Source organism: Variovorax fucosicus, assembly GCF_030316825.1.
GTDB classification, from domain to species: Bacteria; Pseudomonadota; Gammaproteobacteria; order Burkholderiales; family Burkholderiaceae_C; genus Variovorax; species Variovorax fucosicus.
In genome coordinates, this window is record NZ_JASZYU010000005.1 from 1 (window position 1) to 23,356 (window position 23,356).

Genomic DNA, 23,356 nt, shown 5'->3' on the forward strand with positions numbered 1-23,356 from the left:
GCCGGGAAGGTCATACGGATGTGCGCGACCCGCGATAGCGGCGCTTCGCACTTCATTCAAATAGTCGACGTCCGCGCCTGCAGAGAAATTCTTGAGACCGCTGCGCAGAATTACCGCTCGTGACCCTGCGGACTCAGCTGCGGACAGACCATCCAGTACCGCGTCCAAAAATGCAATGCTCATGAAATTGTGCGGGCGTGCTTCCATCGACAAAATGGAAACTGGGCCGTCAACACTATGCTTAATCAAATCATTCATAATTCCGCCTCTTTCTGTCATACGTTAGATACTTTGGGTCACATAACATTTGGAGCTAGCCGTGGTGCACTCCGAGTTACAAAAATTGCTTTCGGTAAAGACCGAGCTTTTAGAGATCACTGCGGCTGCAATTTGAACTTGACCGCCATATCTGCGTACTGCTTGATAGCTGATGCGTAGAAGACATCAGCGTCCTTCAGCGACATACCGAATGGCTTGGCGGCACTATCTTTGGCAAATCTTTGGAATTCAGGCGTTTCAATCGCCTTGCGAATAGCGATGTTTAGCCTTTCGGCAACGCTCTCAGGCACATCCCGCTTCACCATAATCACACTCCAGGAGGCGTATTCAAACGTGCGATCACGCCCCTCCGCGAGAGTTGCTACATCGGGAATCTCTGCGTTGCGCTGCGATGCAGCTAGGCCGACTGGAATGATCCGGCCTTCTTTGATCATAGAAATGCTGTTGGCTGCAATAGGCAAAAAGGCTAAGTCGACATGGTTCCCGAGAAGATCCTGAATGATTGGCGCCCCTCCCTTATAGGGCACTCCTGTGATTTGCATTCCGGCGAACGAGGCAAAATCTTCACTGGCCAAATGCGATAGCGATCCAAGACCCTGGTGCGCGATGGATAGCCCCCCCTGCGCTGTTTTACTCATCTCAACTAAATCTTTGAGCTTTTTTCCTGCAAGCCCTGGCCGAGCTACAAGAATGAAGTCGCTGCGAGATAATGGGGTGATCAGCCTAAAGTCGCTCGCCTTGTATTGGGCGGACGACAACACAAGTGGCGCGAGAATCAGATCGTTCGCGTGGGCAAGCAGCGTGTATCCGTCCGACGACGCTCTCGCGACGTTCATGGCGCCAATAGCACCACCTACGCCCGGAAGGTTTTCAACTACGACGGGCTGACCAAGCGAACTTTGAAGCGCTGCGAGAATTTGCCTGACAACCCCGTCTACTCCACCTCCGGCCGGAAACGCCACCTTGACTACTATTGGCTTTGACGGATATTGCTCGCTACCAGCGCTGTATTGCGGCAGAGAGAAAGCCATTGCGATCAGACTGAATATGACCGCCTTCCAACATGCGGAAATTCTCTTGACCGAAGTGAGCGGATGATGGATTAACACTTTTGTCTCCTGGGCGTGTTGGATTGCGAGGCTTGACCCAAAGGGTCAAGCCGCCGGACCTCGACTAACGATCACCTTCCACTCATCCAGCGTCGGACAATGCTCGGTTGCGTCAGCCGTTTGTCGATATTACACAGAAAAATTTATTTTTTCAACAGGCTTGTGGGTGCGGCCATGAACTTCTGTTTTGCGAGGTCGCCGGCTCGCCATGTCAAACGCATGAGGGTGTGCGCAGCCAACGTGCACGACAAACACCCGCTGCCCGATCTGCTGGTTGTGAAGCCGTCGTACTCCAGGCCGCGCGTGAGCGATGACAACGCCTATGCCGAGTCGCGGTTTCGCACCGCCAAGTACCGCCCTGAGTTCCCTGCCAAGGGCTTTGGCGACCTGCACGCTGCTCGCCGCCTGGGCCAGGGCATTCGTGCGTTGGTACAGCGTCGAACATCGCCATCGCCATAGCGGCATTCGCTACGTCACGCCTGCACAGCGCCATGCTGGCCTTGATGCGGTGATCGCACGCGCTCTATACCCAGGCGCGCGAGCGCCATCCGGCGCACTCGGCGCGCAGCACGCGCAACTGGACGCCAGCGGGCGCGGTGACACTGAATCCGAAGCGTGACAACGTGGTCGCGGTCGACGTGGACCGCTTACCCCCCCCCGGTATTCGCGTTAACCCGGAGACCTTCAATCCGTGGAGTTCGCGCGCAGTCAAGCAGTACTTCCTGCAAGCCCCAGTCGTTCGCGCCCGCGCCGCCTATCGTTTGTGTGAGCGTGTTCCAAGACATGCCTTCGCGCAGTCCCAGGGCGCGCGTTTCGTCGGCTCGTCGTTGCGGGGGGCCGATGCCCGAGTAATCACTTGAAGCTCTTGCGAGCAAGGAGACAGAACAAATGGCCAAAATGAAAGCCAAGGAAGAGTACGTCCAGATAGACGACATGCCGTGGGCGCCTTTTCCTGACGCCTTTTCAAAGGGGGGCATCACCTGGAGGTTGCTTTACGTCTCGCCGGAGGCTGGCAGTTGGACGGCCGTGTTCGAGTGTCCGGAGGGCTCGTCCTTCAATGCGCACTTCCACACCGGGCCGGGCGAATATTTCCTCTACAAGGGCCGCATGGACGTGCGCGGGGGCAAGGCCGAAGGAGGCGATACGGCGCTGGCGCCGGGCTACGGCTTCGAGTCTTCCGGCGCGCGCCACGACAAGACCTACTTCCCCGTCCCGAGCGCGTTCTACATGACGTTTTCCGGGCCGCTCGCGTTCATCAACCCCGATGCAAGCGTGATTGCCAACATCGGCTGGGAAGAGGCGCAGGGCGCCTGGCAGGCGCACGTCGACGCGCATAGGTAGACGATCGAGTGCCTTGAATTCGGGCTCCAATTTCCCTCATGTCCAAGATCATCCACACCATGATCCGGGTAGCCGACCTGGATCGTTCAATGCGCTTCTACGCCGACCTGTTGGATCTATCCGAGTCCCATCGGCTGGACTTTCCGGATTTCGCGCTGGTTTACCTGCGCAGCGGCGAGTGCGAATTCGAACTGGAGTTGACGCTGAACAAGAGCAGGGAGGAGCCCTACACCCACGGCAGCGGCTACGGGCACATCGCCGCCGTGGTCGACGATGCGAACGCCGAAAGGGCGCGCCTATTGGGCATGGGTTATCAGCCCGGAGATGTGAAGGAATTCAAGCGCGGGGAGGAACTGCTCGCGCGCTTCTTCTTCATCCAGGACCCGGACGGGTACAAAATCGAAGTGCTAGAGCGCCACGGTCACTACCACTGAGTGCAAACCCCCTCGGCACCCGCGCTGCTCCCGGATATTCTGCATCGCGACCCATCGGGGTCACATGCACAACGGAGACAACATGCAAGCAAACGCCAGCATGAAGAGCCCCTTGACGGTACAGCACTGGTCGACCGCCGGCATCCGCAGGTCCGAGGCCACTGACGCGTGGCAAGCCGCCCTCACGCAGAACTACGGCCATTGGCAGGTCACAGAATCGGTCGCCGACGGTTTCTCGGCGAGCATTCGGAGCCGCGACATCAACGGCCTGCGCGCGGTCGAGTGCGTGTGCGACCCCTGCTCGGGAAGCCGGCTGCCGCAATTTGTCGGCCGTGAGCCCGTCCCCTACATCGGCGTGCAGATTACCAAGGCTGGGCGCGAGAGATTCCATTTCGCGGGAGAGGACATCAGCCTGGGTGCGGGAGACCTGGTGATCTGGACGAGCGCGCAGCCAGCCGAATTCACGGTGATGGAACGTCTGCACAAGGTGTCGCTAGTACTGCCTTGGGCGGAGGTCAAGGAGCGACTTCCCCGTGGCACGGGATTCACCGGTACGGTGATCGACAGCCGCGTCGGAATCGGTGCGGTTCTCTATTCGCACATCGACAGCCTCGCACATCAACTGGAACTCTTCACCGAAGGCGACAATGCCGGCGTACGGCGTGCCACGCTGGAGTTGCTGACCGCGGCGATGTGCCATCGCGTCGAGGCGCCACAGCGCGGACTGTCATCGCGCTACCTGAAGCAACTGCAGGACTACATTCTCGCCCACCTGCAGGACGACCACCTGTCGCCGACCAGTATCGCGGCAGCCAACAACATGTCGCCGCGGTACGTACACATGCTCTTTGCTCAGATCGGCGTGAGCGCTTCAGTGTGGATCAGAACGCAACGACTAGAGCGATGCAGGGACGACCTTCGCAGCCGGACCTATCGGGACTGCAGCGTCGCGGAGATTGCTTATACCTGGGGATTCGCGGACCCTTCGCATTTCACGAGGATCTTCAAGCTGCAGTATGGCGTCGGGCCCCGGGAGTTTCGCGTGACGGCTCCGCGATAGCTCGTGCGGGCCCCTTTCAAGACACGGCTGGCACGCAACTCGCGGTTCCACCGCGACTCACGGCTACCTAGCTCCTCGCTCAACTAGGCTGAGCGACAACCCGCTCTCATCAGAGTGCGCGCATCCGGCGCAAGTAGGTCCGGCGTGGGCGCCGCAGCAGCAGATGGAAATCTCGCCCGACGCGCATGCATCGCTGTTTCACTGGAAAGACCGCTATCGATTCAGTCCTTCAAAAGTTCGAGCAAGACCTAGCCGGCAGTGAACGTCTGAGCCGCGATCTTGCCCTTGCGCACCACCAGGGTGTCAGTCGCGATATTCACGAAGGGCTTCGCCTCCCAAACAAGATAGGCCACGTCGCCGTCGATCGCCTGCGCATTGATCTTGAAGGCTTCCCAGAAGCCTGGCTTGACCGACTTCAGGAAACCGTCGAAGAAGCCTCTGATCTCCTCCTTGCCGTGATACTTTTTGTCATGCGTGAGGAGGATCGAAGAGTCGGAATAGTCTTGCATGATTTCGTCCAAGCCTTTGGCAAACGCACCAAGGTGATGTTTCAGCACAGTTTCGGTAGAGGCATAGGCTGCGGCAGCCTCGCCGGAAAGGATAGCCAGCGGGGCTGCGGCAAGCACCAGCGCGCCTTGATGGAATGCGCGCCGCGGTGATGATTGAATATGTAGGGGCATCGTTGTCTCCTTTCGGCTCAGGGCCGTGAACTTATGAACCGAAGAACGATACGCAGCGCAACCGGGATGGACTGCGTTCAAAGGGAAGTCGTGCTTGACTGGACGCGCAAAGAGCGGGTTTTCCCGAGCAAAGGTCGGTGCGCCTCCTGGGACGCAGTGAACTGCTTCGAGAGAGCGGCTTCACGTCGTTGAAGCCCTGCGCAGTTGCCCATGTGCATCAATCTGATTGTTGGGCTAGGCGCCGATCGGGGTCGGGATCGAGCACACGCATCTGCCGCAACTGCCATGGTCGATCGGGCGGGTCCGGACTCATGACGGACCAACGGACCAAGAGGCTCTGGACGACGCTGGTCGGAGCGGTGCAAGAGGTCTGCGTCGAGCACGCCCAGCAGCAAAGCCACGAACGAGGAGGCTCTAGCGGCTCGACGGACGGATGGTTGGGCGATACCAGGCGAGCGCCAAGTTCTGCAAAAGCGAACGGCCACGCGATTGCACGTGGCCGTTCGTTGGCAGCGACCTCCAGGATGGATCGCCGACTATTGCTGCTATCTGCAGCGGCAGGCTCAGCTCAGGCGACGACTTCGGTGAGTTCTCCGGCCCAGGGAACCGGCGACCGTGACGGCGCCGATGGCACGAGGCTGCTTGCGGTATCAAGGCGATGGAGTTGTTCGGCCGAGAGGTCGACCGTCAGCGCACCGAGGTTGTCGATCAGTTGGGCAACCGAGCGCGGTCCGATGATCGGCACGGCCCCATGCGTGCCGGCCCAGGCAATAGCAACTTGGCCTGCGCTGACGCCCAACTCGCTTGCTACAGCCAGCACGGTGTCCAGAACCTGCGTGCGCTGCGCCGAGTTCTCCGGCTGGAAGACCCGGCCGCCAAAGCCTTCAGCCCGGCCCTTTTCTCCTTGCCGGTACTTGCCGGTCAACATGCCCCCGCCCAACGGTGACCAGGTCACCACGCCCAGGTCCAGGGCGCGCGCGGCCGGGAACAGGTCGGCCTCGGGCTCACGGCGCACCAGGCTGTGCTCGAACTGGGCCGCCGCAATGGGTACCGCGTGGGTCAGTTCAGCCAGGGTGACCGCACGGGCCAGGCGCCAGGCGGGGAAGTTCGACAAGCCTGCATAGAGGATCTTGCCCGTACGCGCCAGATCCTCGAAGCCGCGGACGATCTCCTCGATGGGCGTGACGCCATCGGGATGGTGCGCCCAGTAGATGTCGATCCTGTCGGTCTTGAGGCGCTTGAGGCTCGCCTCCACGGAAGCCACCAGTGCTTTGCGGCTGTTGCCGGTGACCAACCGGTTCGCGTTCGGCACGGCGCCGTTGGTGAACTTGGTGGCCAGCACAAAGTCCTCGCGCCGCCCCTGCAGCAGAGTGCCGAGCAGTTCTTCCGATTGGCCGAACTGGTAAACGTCTGCCGTGTCGATGAAGTTGCCGCCGGCCTCGGCATAGGCGTTGAAGACGGCCTCTGCGGCATCGGGGTCGGCACCATAACCCCAGCCCGTGCCGAAGTTGCCCGTGCCCAATGCGACTTGCGACACACGCAGGCCGGTTTTTCCAAAGACGGTGTATTTCATGCTTCGCTCCTTTGAGAAATATCGTGCTGCGGCTCACCCGACGATGCCGACCGGCGCGGAACCACCACATTGCCGACGGAAATCTGCACGACGCCCCCGTCCTGATTCAGGCTGTTCCTCCGCACCTTGACCAGCCCTTGCTCGGGCCTGGACTTGGACTGGCGAACTTCCAGCACCTTGCTTTCCACGTGCAACTAGTCGCCTGCCGGGCTCGACCCCGGCCACGCCCTGCGCGACGAGTCGCGCCCAAGGCTGGAGGCCTTGCTTCTCGGCAAAGCCGCGTTCCGCAAAGATCACCGCAGCCGCGCCGCTATTGAGTCCAGACGCGTTGCCGGCGGTAATGCTGCCGTCCTTGCGGAAAGCGGGCTTGAGCTTGGCCAGCGTTTCGATGGTCGTGTCGGGGCGGTTGGCCTCGTCGCGGTCGAAGCGCACCGGCCCCTTGCGGCCGGCCAGTTCGATCGCAACGATTTCCTCGTCGAACTTGCCTGCCCCCTGTGCCGCGCTGAAACGCTGTTGCGAGCGCGCTGCCCAGCGGTCCTGATCTTCGCGGGTGATCCCGTACTGGCTGACCAGGTCTTCGGTATGCCAGCCCGAATGCTGTCCGCTGAAGGCATCGTTGAGACCGTCTCGCAGCAGGCTGCGAGCATGGCGGCGTCGCCCATGCGACTGCCCCAGCGCGCACCAAGCGAGAGATACGGGGCTTGATCCATGTTCTCCATGCCGCCAGCGATCGCCGCCTTGGCGTACCCGGCGGCCACCTTCAGCGCAGCGCTGGCGATGGCCTGCGCACCAGAACCGCAAACGCGGTTGACGGTCACTGCGGGCACCTGCAACGGGAGGCCGCCGCCAATGGCGGCTTGACGTGCAGGGTTCATCTTGGCCCCGGCCTGGATCACCTGACCCAGCACCACGGTATCGACAGCCTCAGAAGGCAGGCCGGCGCGCCGGAGGGTTTCGCGCACTACAGCCGCGCCCAGCGTGGTTGCAGGGGTGTCTTTCAACGCACCACCAAAGGTGCCGATCGGCGTGCGCAACGGCGCACAAAGAACGATTTCAGGCTTGCTCATCGGAACTCCCTGTCGTGAGAGCGGGTTGGTCGAAGATGAGGCAGGTCGTGGTTGCATGCGCATAGATCTTTCCGTCGGGGCCGACGATCCGACCTTCGGCCACGGCAACTTGCCGTCCGGCGTGGATCAACTTGCCTTCCGCACGCACCAGCGGCACTTGATCGTTGAGCGCGCGAAGCATGTTCACCTTGAGTTCCAGGGTGGTGAAGCCTTTGCCGGCGGGTAGCGTCGAATGCACGGCACACCCCACGGCAGAGTCCAGCAGCGTGGCGAACCAGCCGCCATGCACGGTGCCGAGCGGGTTGTAGAGGCTCCTTTGCGGTCGCCCCTGGAAGACGGCGACTCCGGGTTCGATGTGGATCGCCAGGATGTTGACCGTGTCGTTGATCGGCGGAGGGGGCAGCTCGCCCGAGAAGATTGCCTCGAACATCTCCATGCCCGAGCGGCCAAAGACCTTTCCCTTGGGCTCTGCGCCCGGAGCACTTTGGCGCGCGCGCACGCGCGCTTCGTCCGCTTCCCAGCGGGCTACTACGTCGTCGACTTCCATCCGGCACTCCTTTCGCTCGACACGATTGCACATACAAAGGTTGCATATACAATGTAGCACATGAAGAACGCCGCCAAGCCGCAAGGGTGTACGAACCTGAAGCTCCGCCAGCTCACTCGCATGGTGACGCGTCACTACGACTACCACGTCAGCGAGACGGGACTGAAGAACACGCAATACGCGCTGCTGTCACACGTCGTCAGGCTTGGGCCTATCCGTCCGGGCGAACTGGCCAAACGCATGCACATGGATGCTTCGACGTTGACGCGCAACATGCAGCCGCTGGTGGCGCATGGGTGGCTGCAGATCGGTGCGGGTAGCGATGCGCGCAGCCGCTTGGTGGAGGCCACAGAAGCGGGTCGAGCCAAGCAGACCGAGGGGCAACGGGCCTGGAAGGCGGCGCAACTGGCGCTCAACGAGCGTCTGGGAATCGCGCGCGTCGCCGCGCTGCACGAGCTGCTGGACGCCTGCATCGAATGCCTCGATGACGATCCCCAAAGTTCCGCCGAAGACAACGCTGAATCAGTTGACAGCTGTAATCGCAGCAGGCGCTCCCGGAGATAACCCATTTCTATCTCCGGCATGGTGTGGCGCTGGCCTATCAAGAACACGGATCAAGGAGAAACTACATGAAGCTGCCAAAAGCGTTGGCGTTCGATGTCTTCGGCACAGTGGTCGATTGGCATCAGAGCATTGCTCGCGAAGCCCGCTCGTTCGTTGCGAACCATTTACCAGGCGTCAGCGCTGAACGGTTTGCATTGGAGTGGCGGATGCTCTACCAACCGGCGATGCAGCGCTGCCGCAGTGGCGATAGGCCGTTCGTGCCACTGGATGAGCTTCACCATGAAATGTTGCTGGAGCTGCTTGAGCAATACAACTTGCCCGCGAGCCGATTTGAGCCGTCAACGCTCCATGGTCTTTCCAGCGCATGGCGTCGGCTCGATCCCTGGCCCGACGTTCCACTTGGCTTGAGCCGACTGCGAACTCACCTTCCCGTGGTCACACTGTCGAATGCCAATGTGTCACTCATGGTGGCGATGAACCGCTTCAATGGGTTGCAGTGGGATGCCATCCTCGGCGCAGAACTCGCCAAGGCTTATAAGCCCCAGCCGACGGCATACCTCGCCACCGCCGGTGCACTCGGACTCCCGCCCCAGGAGCTGTGCCTGGTGGCCTGCCACCATAGCGACCTGGCGGCGGCAAGGGCTTGTGGTTTGCAGACGGCGTATGTGGATCGTCCGCTGGAGTACGGCGGCGCGCCCGCTCCCGATGCGTCTTCCCAGCAAGCATGGGATTGGCAGGCAGAGAGCCTGATCGATTTAGCCGACCAATTCGAACGTGCCGCCGCGAAAATTCACGATGGTGGATAGTATGCATACCGTTCTCAGTTACTCCGATGCCCCGGAGGTGCCGAGCTGAGTTCTGGCCCCGCGAGTCCTTCGGAGGCTGGGTAGCTATTCGACCGGGCTATTTCGCGCCTGATGGCTGCACAGTTTCGGGCGATGGCGCAAAACTACGAATGCGCCAGTTTGGACAGCCTTCCGGTACGTGTGGCGAGGCAGCTCTTGCTTTCCGGAACCATGCAACTGCGCACCGCAGAGCAAGACGATCCGGATCAGTCGCAGATACAGATGTCGCAGTCAGACCTGGCGGCGATGGTTGGCGCTTCGCGACAATCGGTGAATCGGGTTCTCCAGCAGCTGCGCGAGAAACACGTCATCGAAATCAGCTACCTGCCCAAGTACGCCGGCAATCTGGACATCATGGCTGCGGCGGCGAGCCGAACGGCCTACGGCACCGTGGGTACTGCATTCGGCCCCGAGGCCGCTGCCGGCGGCCCTCTCGCGGCCGTTCGTGATGGGGACCTCATCGAGCTGAGCGTGCCGCAGCGCCTGCTGCGCCTGCATGTCAGCGCCGAAGAGCTGGTCGCACGTCTCACCAAGTGGAAGGCGCCCACAGCGCCGCTGGAGAGCGGCTACTGGCGCCTGCATGTCGACCACGTCTTGCAAGCAGATGAGGGCTGCGACCTGGACTTCCTCGTTGGTCCACGAGGCGCATTCGTCCCGAGAAACAATCACCGAACACTGCGGATGGGCGCTCGCAGGCCGGCGACCGCCCATCCGCTCAAGGCCCGGAAATCAACTCGCGCTGCGCTCTCGCGCTGATGAGCGCGTTTTCGCAGACGGGCTCCCAGGCAGGTCGACCGACGCGAGGATCGCATCGCGGCACACCGTCAGGATCTCGTCGGCCAGCGGCGAATCGTCCGGGCAGGCGCGCGACAGGACGATGGCGCCCACCACGTGGGTCAGGATGCCGAGCGACCGGGCTCGCGCCTGTTCCGGATCTGCACCATCCAATGCAGTGCCCGCGCGGCTCAGCTCAGCCAGCAGGCTCTCGATGCCAGCCACGAACGTCGACCGGACCGCTTCGGGCTGACGGGCGGCGTCCCCGCCCAGCGCAGCCATCGTGCAACCGCTGGCGCGGGCGTCGCGATGCTCGCGCGAGACGTAGGCGCGCACGAAATCCGGGGTGTCTACTCCCGCGGTCAGCGCCGCTGTCTGCGCGATGCCGCACGCTGCGGATTCCGCCATCAGATCGGCCTTGGAGCCGAAGTGCTTGTAGAAGCCGCCGTGGGTGAAGCCCGCAGCGGCCATCAGGTCGGCAACGCCCACGCCGTCGTAGCCACGCTCGCGGAAGAGCGCCGAAGCTGTTTCGACGATGTGCGCCCGGTTCGCCTGCGCTTGTGCCTTGGTGACCTTCATATCGGAGTTGAGTTGATTTTTCGCTGTGCCAGGAGATCTCACTATACATTGATGTCGTTCATCATCAAACCCCTTGACAAGTTAGATTATGACCGTCATCATTGATGGGTCTCACTTGAAAGGACCCTGATCATGAGCAACACGCACCTGACCGCACCCACCCAGTTCGTCGAGGTCGATGGCGACAAGTTCGCCTACCGCCGCTGGGGCAACGCCTCGAGTTCGCAGCCGCCGCTGTTCTTCGTGCAGCACTTCCGCGGTGGCATGGATCACTGGGACCCGCTGCTGACCGATGGTCTCGCCACTGGCCGCGAGGTCATCCTCTTCAACGGCCGTGGCATTGCCTCGTCGAGCGGCACTCCGCGCAACCGCATCGAGGACATGGCCGACGACATTGCGCTGGTAATCCAGGCGCTGGGTCTGTCGCAGGTGGACCTGCTGGGCTTCTCGCTCGGGGGCTTCCAGGTGCAGGAGGTGACGCTGCGCCATCCGCAGCTCGTGCGCAAGTTGCTGCTGCTGGGCACCGGGCTGCGCGGCGGCGATCCGAACATGGAGCCCAAGGTGCTCGAAGTCGCGCCCCGACCGGTGCCCACGGTGGAGGACTTCCTCTACCTGTTCTTCGGGCGCTCCGAAGCCGCCAAGCAGGCTGGGCAGGCCTTCTGGAAGCGCCGCCACCAGCGTGTCGACCAGGACCCGCCCAGCTCCGCAGCGGTGGCCCAGGCGCAGGCCGAAGCACATGGCGCCTACCTGCCGCCGCTGGCTGGCGAGAACCCCTACGCCTACCTGAATGCCATCCAGCAGCCCACGCTGGTGCTCAACGGGGTCAAGGACGTGATGATCCCCACGATCAACTCCTGGCACCTGGCGCAGAACATCCCCAACGCCCAGCTCCTGGTCTACCCGGACGCCGGCCACGGCGCGCAGTTCCAGGACCCCGAGCGCTTCCTCAAGCACGCCATCCAGTTCCTGGCGGAGTGACGGTGCGCACGAGTACGTGCGCCACCAGCCATTGACTTCACTCTGCGGCCGCATCGCATCGGCCGCACGTCCATCCATTCAAGAGAACGTATACCGACATGAGCAAGAAAGCGCTCTTCGAGCCATACAAGCTGGGACCTCTGACCCTCGCCAATCGCATCGTCATGGCGCCGCTGACCCGCAACCGCGCCGGCGCCGGCTTGGTACCCAGCGAACTGGCCGCGACCTACTACGCCCAGCGCGCTTCGGCCGGCCTGATCATCACAGAGGCCACCCAGGTGTCGGCCCAGGCCCAGGGCTACCAGGACACCCCCGGCCTGTACACGCCCGAGCAGATCGCCGGCTGGCGCCAGGTCACGGACGCCGTGCACGCCCAGGGCGGGCGCATCTTCGTGCAGCTCTGGCACGTGGGCCGCGTGTCGCACGTCGATGTGCAGCCGGGCGGTGCCGCGCCGGTCGCGCCCTCGGCCATCCGCGCGGCGACCAAGACCTTCGTCAACAACGGCTTTGCCGACGTGTCCGAGCCCCGCGCCCTCGAATTGAACGAGCTGCCTGGCATCGTGAACGACTTCCGCCAGGCCGCTGCCAACGCCATCGCCGCCGGCTTCGACGGCGTGGAGGTCCACGGCGCCAATGGCTACCTGCTGGAGCAGTTCATCAAGGACGGGGCCAACCATCGCACCGACGCCTACGGCGGCTCGGTCGAGAACCGCGCCCGCCTGCTGCTGGAGGTCGTCGCCGCGGTGGCGAAGGAGATCGGTGCCGATCGCACCGGCGTGCGCATCTCCCCCGTATCGCCGGCCAACGGCATCTCCAGCAGCGACCCGCAGCCGCAGTACGGCTACATCGTCGAACAGCTCAGCACGCTGGGCATCGTCTACCTGCACGTGGTCGAAGGTGCGACGGGCGGCCCGCGCGACGTGGCGCCATTCAACTTCGCCGCGCTGCGCAGCAGCTTCAAGCAGACCTACCTCGCCAACAACGGCTACGACCTGGAATTCGCTGCCGCCCAGCTCGAATCGGGCAAGGCGGACCTGTTTGCCTTCGGTCGGCCGTTCATCAGCAACCCCGATCTTGTCGAACGATTGAAGAGCGGCGCGCCGCTGGCACAGCTCAACCCGTCCACGCTCTACGGCGGAGGCGCCGCGGGCTACACCGACTACCCCACGCTGGCCGAGGCCAGGTAAGCAAACAGGCGCCGGGCCCAACGCTGCGGCCCGGTGCCCTCTGATCTGCGGAGAACGTCCATATGACCACCCAATCCACCGCCCTCATTACCGGCGCTTCGACCGGCATCGGCGCCACCTACGCCGAGCGCTTCGCGCAGCGAGGCCACGACCTCGTGCTGGTCGCGCGCGACAAGGCACGCCTGGACGCGCTTGCGCAGCGCCTGCGCGACGAACACCAGGTTGCCGTGGACGTGCTGCAGGCCGACCTGACGAATCAGGCCGACCTGGCTACCGTCGAAGCCCGCCTGCGTGACGACGCCCGTATCGACATCCTGATCAACAACGCCGGCATGGCCCAGTCGGGCGGCTTCGAGCAGCAGACGGCAGAGAGCATCGACCGTCTGATCGCGCTCAACATCACGTCGCTCACGCGGCTCGCGGCAGCAGCCGCGCCGCGCTTTGCGCAGGCAGGCGCTGGCTCGATCGTCAACCTCGGCTCCGTGGTCGGCTTCGCGCCCGAATTCGGCATGTCGATCTACGGTGCCACCAAGGCGTTCGTGCTGTTCCTGTCGCAGGGGCTGAGCTTGGAACTGGCCCCCAAGGGGGTCTACGTGCAAGCCGTGTTGCCAGCGGCCACCCGCACCGAAATCTGGGAGCGCGCCGGGATCGACGTCAACACGCTGACCGAGGTAATGGACGTCGGCGAACTGGTCGATGCGGCACTGGTCGGTTTCGACCGCCGCGAACTGGTCACGATCCCGCCGCTGCACGTGGCCGAGCGCTGGACTGCGTTGGACTGCGCGCGTCAGGGACTGTTGGCGGACATCCGGCAGGCGCACGCTGCCGACCGCTATCGACAGCAAGCCTGATTGCCCCCTCAGTTCTTCATCACTCCATCACTCTTTCCATCGGAGACACCATGCTTTACCTGTCCCGAGTCGGCCTGTGCCTGCTCGCTCTCTCTGCCACGCTGCTGTCGGCCTGCGCCACGGCCGACAAGCCGCCTGTGGCCGCAGCCACATCTGCCAAGGTCGCCACGACGCAGGGCCTCACATGGAACAGCGTGCCAACGCAGGCCCTCTCTGCGGGCGGCGTTGACTTCGCGTACCGCGAGCTGGGCCAGAAGAACGCCGGCACGCCGGTGATCTTGCTCACCCATCTGGCCGCCGTTCTGGACAACTGGGACCCCCGTGTGGTGGATGGCATCGCCGCGAAGCACTACGTGGTCGCGTTCGACAACCGCGGCATCGGCGCCTCCACCGGCTCGCCGGCTAACACCATCGAACAAATGGCGGACGACGCCATCACCTTCATCAAGGCCAAAGGCTTCAAGCAGGTGGACCTCTTCGGCTTCTCGATGGGCGGAATGATCGCCCAGGAGATCGTGCTGAAAGAGCCGCAGCTCGTGCGCAAGCTGATCCTGACGGGCACCGGCCCCGCGGGCGGTCCAGGCATCAGCACCGTGGCAGGCGTGGCGAACTACGACCTGCTGCGCGCGACCTTCACCGGCCAAGACCCGAAGCAGTACCTCTTCTTCACCCGCACGCCGGATGGGATCGAGGCCGGCAAGACTTTTCTGAAGCGCCTGCAGGAGCGCACCGTGAACCGCGACAAGGACATCGCCGCGGGGGCGTATCTGGCGCAGTTGCAGGCGCTCAGCGCATGGGGACAGAAGCGGCCCGCTGACCTTTCGGTGATCAAGCAGCCGGCCCTTGTGGCCAATGGCGACGACGACCGGATGGTGCCGACCAGCAATACCTACGACCTAGCCAAGCGCCTGCCCAACAGCGAGCTGATCGTCTACCCCGATGCAGGTCACGGAGGCATCTTCCAGTACCACGAGGACTTCGTGCCCAAGGCACTGGCCTTCCTGGCCAAGTGATGCGTGACCTAGCTGCTAACGCGAGGCCTGCATCTCAACCCTCCCATTCAAGGACAACCCGATGTCTCATACACATCTGACCGCATCCTCGCATGGCTCTGGAAGTTACTGAGCAATCCTGTCCGGGCGCTGCGCGCACATTTCCCGCCGGGCTTTGCCAGTCAGACGATGCTTTTCGTGGTGATGCCCACCGTAGATGTGCACGTAAATCTGCGGCTCAAGCGCCGCTGGTACTGGCCTTTCGGCAAGCTGCTAAGCACTGAGGGCAATCACATCCCGGCATTCATTCCGAATGCCAATTCATTCATCGAGAACGGGGCCAAGGCGCTGGGCGGTATAGCGGCATTCGTTACGTCATGCCTGCACAGCCATGCCTTGATGCGGTGATCGCACGCGTTCTACACCCAGGACGCCCAGGCGCGCGAGCGCCATCCGGCGCACTGGGCGCGCAGCACGCGCAACTGGACGCCAGCGGGCGCGGTGACACTGAATCCGGAGCGTGGTCGCGGCCGACGTGGACCGCTTACGTAAACAGCGCTTGGCTGCATGACTCAGGCGACAACTATCTTGACACGGGCAGGAGCCGCGAAGCCTGAGCTTCAAGCACAGGGGGCAACTGTGGGAGCAGTGGACTGCGCGGGGCCTGGCGGCAACCACCGCGGCCGACCCGCAGCTGCTCACGCTGATTGCCCAATGCAAGGTGGGTCACCCGAGAAGTGGCGCAGGCTTTCGCCCAAAATGGCAACCAAGTCGCCCTTTCCGTCGAATTGCTCGGGATTAGCGGCACCAAATGATGGTCACGCCGTCTCCGGCGCTTTGGAAACCAAGGCGTGAGTAAGCCGATGGGCACTCGAAAACCCTAAACCCGCTCTCGCCCGGGTAGAAACGATAGTTCAGCCCGATGCAAATCCGCCACACCTTCTGAAAGGTGACGGCGACAGCCGTTTGAACTCGAGGCGCACATGACCCGAGGCAAACAGTTCGCGTGCCGAGCTACCCAAGCCGTGGAGGCGACTGGGTCCGAGGCGGCTCGGAAATCCTGAACTGTCCTCCTGTAGGACACGCGAATCTTCGGCTCCCATCGAGGCACCCAGTCCATACTGCGCGCCACTCTGAAGCCCGAAAAGTTCCACCTTACCGCCATTTGTACGACATTGTGATATAAAGTCGACAAACTTATAGAATATCCTATATTCCTTGAAAAGAGTGAGGCGATGCAGGGTCTTGGTGGTGAGCCTTTTGTGCGTTCACCCGCTCCCGGGATCTGACTTTGGCAGCCGGGCGCCTATGTCGGCTGGCCGCACATGATCATCCTGAAGCTGGCTTGGAGTGCGGATGCCATAAGGAACGACGTCGATGACGGCCACAGCCCCTTCCTGAGCACCATCTGAGGCCCTCTCGCGAGGGGCGCCTCGCGAGACGACCAGTCGTCCAGAATAACGTCAGCTTTCTCCTGTGGGTCAGCATCGGCACGGCAGCACAATTTCTAATTCGGCGCAGACAAAGATATGGGTATCTCACCAAGCAACAGCAGCATCACTCATTCGATTTATCAGGTCTTGCGCGCCGATTTGCTTAAAGGTCGGTACGCACCCGACGTTAAGTTGAAGATCGCCGATCTTGGTGATGCGCTCTCCGTGAGCTCTGGGGTCATCCGAGAGGCCTTGTCGCGGCTATCCGCGGAGGGGCTAGTTGTCGCGGAGCCGCAGCGGGGCTTCCGCGTCGCGCCCGTATCTGCTAGCGAGTTCATTGATCTCGCAGGTGCGCGAGTCGAACTGGAAGGGATTTGTCTGCGAAAGGCGATCGAATTGGGCAATGTAGAGTGGGAGAGCAGAATCATGTCTGCGCTTCACCGCCTTAAGCGTTTGTCGATTCTCGGGCCAGCCGAGGCAGAAGATGTACTGGCGGTCACTGACGCGCATTCTGAATTTCATCGCGCGCTTATCGATGCTTGCGGCAGCGACTGGCTACTTCGGGCCCGCGACCTTCTTTTCACACACAGTGAGAGATATCGATGGCTATCGTTGCTGCATGCGAACCGTGAGCGTGATCTCAACAGTGAGCATGAAGAGTTAGCGAAAGCGGTTGTTGAACGGAGGCCGCAGCTCGCGTGCGAGCTACTAGGCACTCACCTCAATCGAACAGTAGACTATCTGCTCGGTACAGACTTTCTCAGATAGCGTACCAAGCACCCCGAAAGTTTGGGTTGCGCGTTTCCGTTGGCCACCCCGATTCGCAGCGGTGCGTGGAAGCGGGCATGTTCGAAGAGCGCTTGCGGGCAGATGGAGCGATGGAGTTCAGAAAAGCAAAGCTGTCTGTGTCCCGCACAACGAGACTTCCACCGAATGCCCAGCCGCGCGGCGACGGTCCAGGGCGTGGTCGCCTGTCGCCGTCACGATTCGCAGGCCCGCCGCATGCAGCACAGCCAACGCTTCGGGCGTGCCGGACTTGACCGGATCAGACAGCCAGCCGGCGCTCGTCAGCGTGCCCGTCTTGCTCACGATGAGCGTGTCGACGCGGCGCAGGTTGTCGATGGCGGCGGCGTCGCGGAACGACGCGCCCTGCGTCGCGCCACGTCCCGTCGCCACCATGATCGACATCGCCAGTCGACACCGCATTGATGTTTCCGGAAATGAAGCACAACTCTCGGGTGAGCCTTTGGTATTTGGTCATGTCCTGACGTTAATTCGGCTTCCGTATTCGCTCGTCTCATTGCGATGCGTTGCCGCCTAACGGCATCGCCAAGAACGTCACAGCGCATGTTTCGCGAATCATGTATGATCATCGTCATGCGAAAGACGAACCACAACGTCAGAACTGCGGCTAAGGAAGCCTCGCACGAGCGCATCGTTTCCGCAGCTGCGCGGGCGATCCGTCGTAGCGGCTACGACGGCACCGGAGTCGCCGACATCATGAAGGAGGCCGGCCTGACCCATGGCGCCTTCTATGCTCATTTCACGTCGCGCGAAGCCATGCTCACCGAAGCAGCGAGTCGGGCGTGCGCTGAGTCAGCTGCCGTAGCGGCGGAGGTTGTCGCCAGCGTGCCTTCCGAGCAGGCTTTGCCATCCATGCTTCGCGTCTATCTCTCGCGCGAGCACCTGGAACAAGTTGAAATGGGGTGTCCCCTGGCCGCACTGGGCTCGGAGACGCCTCGCCAGGCACCCGAAGTACGCCGGGTGACCACCCGGCACGTCAAGGAAATGATCGATCTTGTCGCCCGTCAGTCGCCTGACTGGGGGCAGCCCGGTGCCCACGAACGGGCACTCGTGACCGTCGCCACTATGGTGGGCACATTGTTGCTGGCCCGTGCGGTCGACGAGCCTGCACTGTCGGACAGTCTGTGCGCGGCCGCATTGAAGCATCTACCCCCCACCTAAGCCAACTGAAACATGCAGCCTAGCTGCTCGCCAGAACATATGATGAACATCATTTCAATAGCACAATACGCAGTTCAAGGAGAAACATGATGAACATGGCAAACAAGGTTGCGCTCATTACAGGGGCCTCTTCAGGCATCGGTGAAGCGACTGCGCAGCGGCTTGCGAAGGCTGGCTACAAGGTTTACGGCACCAGCAGACGTGGAGATCAGGCGGGTCGACGATCGTTCGAGATGCTGCCCCTTGATGTGACCAAGGACGAGTCGGTCGAAGCTGCGGTCCAGAAGGTGATGCAGTTGGAAGGCCGCATCGACCTTCTCGTCAACAACGCAGGCTTCGGGGTTGCAGCAGCCGGCGCTGAAGAAAGTTCGATCGAGCAGGCTCAGTCGATTTTTGATACCAACTTTTTCGGGCTGGTGCGGATGACCCGGGCCGTTGTGCCGCATATGCGCAGCCAAAAGGGTGGGCGCATCATCAATATCGGCTCCGTGCTGGGTTTCCTACCCCTGCCCTATATGGCGCTGTACTCCGCCACCAAGCATGCGGTCGCGGGCTATTCGGAATCGCTCGACCATGAACTGCGCAAGCAGGGCATTCGCGTCTCGGTGGTCGAGCCTGCCTACATCAATACGCCTTTCGACGCGAACCTAATGCAACCCGATGCGCCCCTCGACGTGTATCGAGAGATTCGCGAGGGAGTGGCGAAACGCGTCAAGGAAGCGCTAGTGGGCGCGGACGGGCCCGATGTGGTCGCCGAAATCGTGTTGAAGGCGGCAACGGTGGCGCATCCAAAGATCCACTACACCCCGGGCCTTGCTAGCCGCATGCGGCTGCTGCGTAGATTTGCGCCCGCCAGGGTGTTAGATGCAGGGGTTCGAAAAGACCTTCGACTCGAAGCTTAGGCGGCTATCCGCGTGACCGTCTTGGACCCTCCGCAAACCTCGGCGCAAAAATACCAAGGAAAGACATGCAAGCTTTTGTTCTCGGTCGATATGGGAAAAAGCTCGCATGGCCCTTGGCAGACGTGCCGACACCGGAACTGCGCGACGACGAAGTCCTGGTGCAGGTCCACGCCGCTGGCGTAAACCTGCTGGACTCCAAGATCAGGGACGGAGAGTTCAAGCTCATACTGCCCTACCGTCTGCCTCTGATCCTCGGTCACGATGTGGCCGGGGTGGTGGTCAAAGTCGGCCCACGCGTGCGCCAGTTTAAGCTGGGTGATGAGGTCTATGCGCGGGCGGACGACTTCCGCATCGGTACGTTCGCCGAATTCGTCCCCGTCAAGGAAGCCTCGCTGGCGCTCAAGCCCAAGGGCCTCACGATGGAAGCCGCCGCCTCCATTCCTTTGGTGGCTTTGACGGCTTGGCAGGCACTGATCGAGAAGGCGCGCCTGAAGAAGGGGCAGAAGGTCTTCATCCAGGCTGGCTCCGGCGGCGTGGGCACCTTTGCCATTCAGCTGGCCAAGCATCTGGGCGCCACCGTGGCCACGACGACGAGCACGACCAATGTCGCTCTCGTGAAGAGTCTGGGCGCAGACGTCGTCATCGACTACAAGACGCAGGACTTCGAGGATGTCTTGCGGGACTACGACGTGGTCCTGAACAGCCAGGACAACAAGACGCTCGAAAAATCCCTTCGCGTGCTCAAGCGCGGCGGAAAGCTCATCTCCATCTCCGGACCGCCCGATCCCGAATTCGGCAAGGACATCGGGGCACCCGGCTTCGTGAAGCTGGTCATGCGGCTGCTGAGCTCGGGAATCAGGCGGAGGGCAAAGAGCCGTGGCGTTGGCTTCTCGTTCCTCTTCATGAAGCCGAACGGGAGCCAGCTGCGCGAGATCACCCGTCTCTTCGATGCTGGCGGTATCCGCCCCGTGATGGATCGGGTCTTCCCGTTCGAGTCGACCAACGAGGCCCTGGCCTATGTCGAAGCAGGTCGCGCCAAGGGCAAGGTCGTTATCAAGATCAAGTGAGCCTAGTTCTCCACCCCAGCTTTTGGGGACTCCCATCAAGATTGCAAACGCTATTGCCCTCGTCACGGGTCAACCGCGGTGTCGGCCTGGCCTTCGCGCGCGAGCTGCTCGCCCGCGGTGCCCCCAAGGTCTACGCCGGCGCACGCGACCCTGCGACCATCACCCAATCCGGTGTGGAGGCCCTGCACCTGGACGTCAACAAGCCGGAAGACGTGGCGGCCGCCGCAGCGCTGGCGTGCGTCCGATGTGACGCTGGTGATCAACAACGCCGGCATTGCGCAGCCGGGGAGCTTTCTCGCAGCCGATAGCGAAGACTTCGCACGGAGCATCTTCGAGACCAATTACTTCGCCGTGCGCATGAGCAATGCCTTCGCGCCAATTCTCAAGACCAACGGTGGCGGCGCGTTGCTCAACGTCCTGTCGGTCGCCTCGTGGGTGAACGACGGCGAGCTGCCGGCCTATTCGGCAAGCAAGTCCGCAGCCTGGTCGCTCACCAATGCCCTGCGCAATGAACTGGCGGCTCAGAAGGCGCAAGTGCTGGGGCTGCACATGGCGTACGTCGACACCGACTTCACGCGCGGGTTCGATGTCCCGAAGTCCAGTCCCGAGGAAATCTTCAGGCTCGTGCTCGACGAATCAAATCGGGCGTCGATGAGGTGCAGGCCGATGAACTCACCCAGCAGGTCAAGCACGGGATGAAGGCGGCAGGGCCCAGCTACCTTCCGCCGGTGCCGAGATGGGTCTGCGCATTGCGGGCGTCGAGCTCGCTGGCAACAGCGTGCAGGCAGCGATGGACTACTTCTCTTCCAACCGCAGCGGAATTCAGCGCTGACCGCCATGCCCGCAACGGCTTCATCAGAAGCCGATCGCGAGACCGTCCCGTCGACCGTCAGAGCCACCCATATAGACACCCGATCCCTGATCGACCCAGATTGCATGGCAGGTACCGAGCGGGCTCGGCGCTGCTACCGGCTCGTGGCCTCGCTTGCGAAGGCCCGACCACACCGCGTCAGGAACCGTCCGCTCGAGCTCCAACACATCGCCTCTGGCGAACATCCGCGCATGATCGATAGCTTGCTGCACAGACATGCCGTAGTCGACGATATTCGAGAGTACTTGGAGCTGGCCCGCCGGCTGGAAGTGGCCACCAGTAACTCCAAAGCTCATGACGGTGTCTGCATCCTTGGTGACCAACGCGGGAATGATGGTGTGCATGGGCCGCTTGCGTCCCTGCAACTCGTTGGGATGACCTTCCTCAAGTACGAAGCCTGATCCTCGGTTGTGCATCAGGACTCCTGTGCCAGGTGCCACGATCCCGCTGCCAAAATCGTCGTATATCGAATTGATGAATGAGACGAGCGTGCCGTCCGAGTCGGCGACTGACACGTAGACGGTGTCCTTGTGTTCGGGCAACGCAACAGGCGTCCATCCATCGGACTTCGTGTCTAGATCGATCCCTCGGGTCAAGCGTTCAATCGTGTCGTCGGAAAGCAGCTCATTCACATCTACTGCGTTGAACCGCGGGTCGCATAGGAAAGCGTTACGTTGTGCATAGGCGATGCGCGATAGCTCTGCCTGAAGATGGAACCTTTCTGCACTGAGAGGCCCCATTGCACTGAGATCAAACGCCTCGAGCATCGCCGCAATCTGCAGCGCCACGACCCCTTGCCCGTTGGGCGGGCACTCCCACAATCGATAGCCACGGTAGCTCGCCGAAATCGGCGTCACATACTCCGGCTTGAATTCAGCGAAATCGTCGAGGCTCAACAGGCTTCCCTTCTTTCGCAACGAGGTCACGATGTTCTCGGCAACCCAGCCTTCGTAGAACGAGTCAGCGCCGGACTTGGCGATGGCGCGCAGCGTCTTGCCCAACTGAGGATTGCTTCTGCGTTCGCCTAAGGCAGGCGCTCTGCCTGCGGGAAAGAACAGGGCTTTCGCTTCTGCCGTCGCCATCATTTTTGCCGCCTGTCGCGCCCAATCGTGCGCAAGGCGTTCCGTGACCAGATAACCCAATTCGGCGGCACCGATCGCGGGCTCGAGCAGTTCTTGCAGCGAACGCGTCCCGTAGTCTTCGACCAATCGATTCCACGCGCGAACCGCACCTGGAACGGTCAGGGCATGGACGCTATCGACCGGGATGGAGGCCATTCCGCGCCCGCGCAATTCTTCCGCGCTCGCTGCCTTGGCAGCCCAACCCGATCCGTTGAGCGCGACCGGCGCCTGGCCACGTTTTCTAAGCATGACGAAGCAGTCGCCGCCGATTCCAGTCTGGGTCGGTTCGACGACTGCCAGCATTGCCGCAGCAGCGACTGCTGCATCGATGGCATTCCCACCGGACCGCAGGACGTCCAGTCCAGCCAACGCTGCCTGCGGGTTGGAGGTCGCCACCATTCCCCTGCTGCCGACCGCGACGGACCGGCCTGGGGCTTCAAAATCTCGCATCGAAATTCCTAAATCGTTAACGGCACGTTGAGGGATACCTTGATCCGCTGCATGGCAACGTAAGTCTTGAACGTCTTGATGTTTCCTGCCGAGAAAAACAGCTCGCGCGTGAGCTTTTCGTATTCGGACATGTCCTTGACGTTGATCACGAGCATGAAGTCGAAATCACCAGTCACGTAGTAGACCTGCTGCACCTGCACACAGTTCGCGAAACTCTTCTTGACTTGATCGAGCAGATCCAGCCGCTCGCTCTCCAGCTTCACCTCGACCAGGATGGTGATGGGGCGACCCACCGCCGTTGGATCGACGACGGCTACCGTCGTCATGATGACGCCGGCCGCTTCAAGCGCAGCAATTCGCCGGTTTACCGCCGACGGCGACAGGTTCACCTCTTCCGAGAGCTGGCGTTGGGAAGTCTTGCTGTCCGCCTGCAGGAGGCTGAGGAGCTTGATGTCGTAGTTGTCTAAAAGCATGGTTGTTATGCGTCAGCGCTGGCTAAATTCTGGGCCGCAAGAAGCGGTTTTTTGACGCGTATGTGCGCTGGCAACCGAAACATTGTTGCACCAGGGGCTCAAAACGAGGAAAAGCGCCCAATTTTGTGCATGCCACGCGCCCTCTTAGGGGAAACCCTCGGCTGAATGTTTCACGAACGCAATAACGGCGCGCTTTCGCTATCCAGATTCAACC

23 protein-coding genes and 5 pseudogenes are annotated in these 23,356 nt (G+C 61.9%); 18 read left to right on the forward strand and 10 right to left on the reverse strand.

From position 1 onward, the window contains the following. Both QTI05_RS25010 and QTI05_RS25015 read right to left on the reverse strand, forming a co-directional pair. Positions 1 to 258: Clp protease/crotonase-like domain-containing protein (locus tag QTI05_RS25010; protein WP_506555335.1), on the reverse strand; the 258-nt coding region annotated here is incomplete at its 3' end. 116 nt (positions 259 to 374) lie between these two features. Continuing rightward, complete coding sequence (locus QTI05_RS25015) at positions 375 to 1,388, reverse strand: tripartite tricarboxylate transporter substrate binding protein (protein WP_286621142.1); 1,014 nt, start codon at positions 1,386 to 1,388, stop codon at positions 375 to 377. 270 nt (positions 1,389 to 1,658) lie between these two features. Here QTI05_RS25015 and QTI05_RS25020 point away from each other — a divergent pair. The 4 genes and pseudogenes from QTI05_RS25020 to QTI05_RS25035 form a co-directional block, all read left to right on the forward strand. Further along, a pseudogene (locus QTI05_RS25020) lies at positions 1,659 to 2,008 on the forward strand (integrase core domain-containing protein); the annotation flags it as partial. Positions 2,009 to 2,276: 268 nt separating this feature from the next. After that, positions 2,277 to 2,729, forward strand: a complete 453-nt coding sequence (locus QTI05_RS25025) for a cupin domain-containing protein (RefSeq protein ID WP_286539725.1) — start codon at positions 2,277 to 2,279, stop codon at positions 2,727 to 2,729. A 38-nt stretch (positions 2,730 to 2,767) separates the two neighbouring features. Continuing rightward, positions 2,768 to 3,163: a VOC family protein gene (locus QTI05_RS25030; protein ID WP_286621144.1), complete on the forward strand. Its 396-nt coding sequence runs from the start codon at positions 2,768 to 2,770 to the stop codon at positions 3,161 to 3,163. 82 nt (positions 3,164 to 3,245) lie between these two features. Next, positions 3,246 to 4,223 (forward strand): helix-turn-helix domain-containing protein, encoded by a 978-nt coding sequence (locus QTI05_RS25035; RefSeq protein WP_286621146.1) that lies wholly within the window; start codon positions 3,246 to 3,248, stop codon positions 4,221 to 4,223. Between the two features lie 248 nt (positions 4,224 to 4,471). Here QTI05_RS25035 and QTI05_RS25040 read toward each other — a convergent pair whose 3' ends face one another. The 4 genes and pseudogenes from QTI05_RS25040 to QTI05_RS25055 all read right to left on the reverse strand — a co-directional run bounded on the left by QTI05_RS25040 (position 4,472) and on the right by QTI05_RS25055 (position 8,090). Continuing rightward, positions 4,472 to 4,903 (reverse strand): nuclear transport factor 2-like protein, encoded by a 432-nt coding sequence (locus QTI05_RS25040; protein WP_286621148.1) that lies wholly within the window; start codon positions 4,901 to 4,903, stop codon positions 4,472 to 4,474. 568 nt (positions 4,904 to 5,471) lie between these two features. Further along, positions 5,472 to 6,476, reverse strand: a complete 1,005-nt coding sequence (locus QTI05_RS25045) for an aldo/keto reductase (protein ID WP_286621150.1) — start codon at positions 6,474 to 6,476, stop codon at positions 5,472 to 5,474. Between the two features lie 129 nt (positions 6,477 to 6,605). After that, positions 6,606 to 7,543, reverse strand: a pseudogene (locus tag QTI05_RS25050) (acetyl-CoA C-acyltransferase); the annotation flags it as partial. After that, a complete protein-coding gene (locus QTI05_RS25055; protein ID WP_286539740.1) occupies positions 7,530 to 8,090 on the reverse strand; it encodes a PaaI family thioesterase in 561 nt (186 codons plus the stop codon). The gene QTI05_RS25055 and the pseudogene QTI05_RS25050, both read right to left, overlap by 14 nt. Positions 8,091 to 8,150: 60 nt before the next feature. Here QTI05_RS25055 and QTI05_RS25060 point away from each other — a divergent pair, with 60 nt between their 5' ends. From QTI05_RS25060 to QTI05_RS25075, 4 genes and pseudogenes are all read left to right on the forward strand, one after another. After that, a complete protein-coding gene (locus QTI05_RS25060) occupies positions 8,151 to 8,654 on the forward strand; it encodes a MarR family winged helix-turn-helix transcriptional regulator (protein ID WP_286539742.1) in 504 nt (167 codons plus the stop codon). A gap of 65 nt (positions 8,655 to 8,719) precedes the next feature. After that, positions 8,720 to 9,460, forward strand: a complete 741-nt coding sequence (locus QTI05_RS25065; RefSeq protein WP_286539744.1) for a haloacid dehalogenase type II — start codon at positions 8,720 to 8,722, stop codon at positions 9,458 to 9,460. A 132-nt stretch (positions 9,461 to 9,592) separates the two neighbouring features. Beyond that, positions 9,593 to 9,802: pseudogene (locus QTI05_RS25070) on the forward strand (helix-turn-helix domain-containing protein); the annotation flags it as partial. Positions 9,803 to 9,865: 63 nt separating this feature from the next. Then, positions 9,866 to 10,168 (forward strand): annotated as a pseudogene (locus tag QTI05_RS25075) (dihydroxy-acid dehydratase); the annotation flags it as partial. Positions 10,169 to 10,228: 60 nt separating this feature from the next. Here QTI05_RS25075 and QTI05_RS25080 read toward each other — a convergent pair. After that, a complete protein-coding gene (locus QTI05_RS25080; RefSeq protein WP_286539746.1) occupies positions 10,229 to 10,852 on the reverse strand; it encodes a TetR/AcrR family transcriptional regulator in 624 nt (207 codons plus the stop codon). 132 nt (positions 10,853 to 10,984) lie between these two features. Here QTI05_RS25080 and QTI05_RS25085 point away from each other — a divergent pair, with 132 nt between their 5' ends. The 6 genes from QTI05_RS25085 (at position 10,985) to QTI05_RS25110 (ending at position 17,061) form a co-directional block, all read left to right on the forward strand. Beyond that, positions 10,985 to 11,830: an alpha/beta fold hydrolase gene (locus tag QTI05_RS25085; RefSeq protein WP_286539748.1), complete on the forward strand. Its 846-nt coding sequence runs from the start codon at positions 10,985 to 10,987 to the stop codon at positions 11,828 to 11,830. A 98-nt stretch (positions 11,831 to 11,928) separates the two neighbouring features. Further along, a complete protein-coding gene (locus tag QTI05_RS25090) occupies positions 11,929 to 13,017 on the forward strand; it encodes an alkene reductase (RefSeq protein WP_286539750.1) in 1,089 nt (362 codons plus the stop codon). Between the two features lie 62 nt (positions 13,018 to 13,079). Continuing rightward, positions 13,080 to 13,868 carry an SDR family NAD(P)-dependent oxidoreductase gene (locus tag QTI05_RS25095; protein WP_286621151.1) on the forward strand — a complete coding sequence of 263 codons (789 nt, stop codon included), beginning with the start codon at positions 13,080 to 13,082 and terminating at the stop codon, positions 13,866 to 13,868. A 50-nt stretch (positions 13,869 to 13,918) separates the two neighbouring features. After that, positions 13,919 to 14,881, forward strand: a complete 963-nt coding sequence (locus tag QTI05_RS25100) for an alpha/beta fold hydrolase (RefSeq protein ID WP_286539754.1) — start codon at positions 13,919 to 13,921, stop codon at positions 14,879 to 14,881. Positions 14,882 to 15,058: 177 nt separating this feature from the next. Then, complete coding sequence (locus QTI05_RS25105; protein WP_286539755.1) at positions 15,059 to 15,268, forward strand: hypothetical protein; 210 nt, start codon at positions 15,059 to 15,061, stop codon at positions 15,266 to 15,268. Positions 15,269 to 16,389: 1,121 nt separating this feature from the next. Beyond that, positions 16,390 to 17,061 (forward strand): GntR family transcriptional regulator, encoded by a 672-nt coding sequence (locus QTI05_RS25110; protein WP_076196726.1) that lies wholly within the window; start codon positions 16,390 to 16,392, stop codon positions 17,059 to 17,061. A 117-nt stretch (positions 17,062 to 17,178) separates the two neighbouring features. Here the strand turns inward: QTI05_RS25110 and QTI05_RS25115 are convergent, their stop codons facing one another. Continuing rightward, entirely contained in the window at positions 17,179 to 17,481 is a 303-nt protein-coding gene (locus QTI05_RS25115) for a hypothetical protein (protein WP_286622419.1), read from the reverse strand. 177 nt (positions 17,482 to 17,658) lie between these two features. Between QTI05_RS25115 and QTI05_RS25120 the strand changes: the two genes are divergently transcribed. The 4 genes and pseudogenes from QTI05_RS25120 to QTI05_RS25135 all read left to right on the forward strand — a co-directional run. Further along, the gene (locus QTI05_RS25120; protein WP_076196730.1) at positions 17,659 to 18,258 is read left to right on the forward strand and encodes a TetR/AcrR family transcriptional regulator; all 600 of its coding nucleotides are present in this window, start codon (positions 17,659 to 17,661) and stop codon (positions 18,256 to 18,258) included. 89 nt (positions 18,259 to 18,347) lie between these two features. Further along, the gene (locus QTI05_RS25125) at positions 18,348 to 19,160 is read left to right on the forward strand and encodes an oxidoreductase (protein ID WP_286619662.1); all 813 of its coding nucleotides are present in this window, start codon (positions 18,348 to 18,350) and stop codon (positions 19,158 to 19,160) included. A 65-nt stretch (positions 19,161 to 19,225) separates the two neighbouring features. After that, the gene (locus tag QTI05_RS25130) at positions 19,226 to 20,227 is read left to right on the forward strand and encodes an NADP-dependent oxidoreductase (RefSeq protein WP_286621154.1); all 1,002 of its coding nucleotides are present in this window, start codon (positions 19,226 to 19,228) and stop codon (positions 20,225 to 20,227) included. A 34-nt stretch (positions 20,228 to 20,261) separates the two neighbouring features. Next, a pseudogene (locus tag QTI05_RS25135) lies at positions 20,262 to 20,952 on the forward strand (SDR family oxidoreductase); the annotation flags it as partial. Between the two features lie 130 nt (positions 20,953 to 21,082). Here the strand turns inward: QTI05_RS25135 and ggt are convergent. Together ggt and QTI05_RS25145 are read right to left on the reverse strand one after the other, a co-directional pair. Then, the gene (gene ggt, locus QTI05_RS25140; RefSeq protein WP_286621156.1) at positions 21,083 to 22,669 is read right to left on the reverse strand and encodes a gamma-glutamyltransferase; all 1,587 of its coding nucleotides are present in this window, start codon (positions 22,667 to 22,669) and stop codon (positions 21,083 to 21,085) included. Positions 22,670 to 22,677: 8 nt separating this feature from the next. Continuing rightward, positions 22,678 to 23,142, reverse strand: a complete 465-nt coding sequence (locus tag QTI05_RS25145; protein WP_286539762.1) for an Lrp/AsnC family transcriptional regulator — start codon at positions 23,140 to 23,142, stop codon at positions 22,678 to 22,680. Between the last annotated feature and the right edge of the window lie 214 nt (positions 23,143 to 23,356).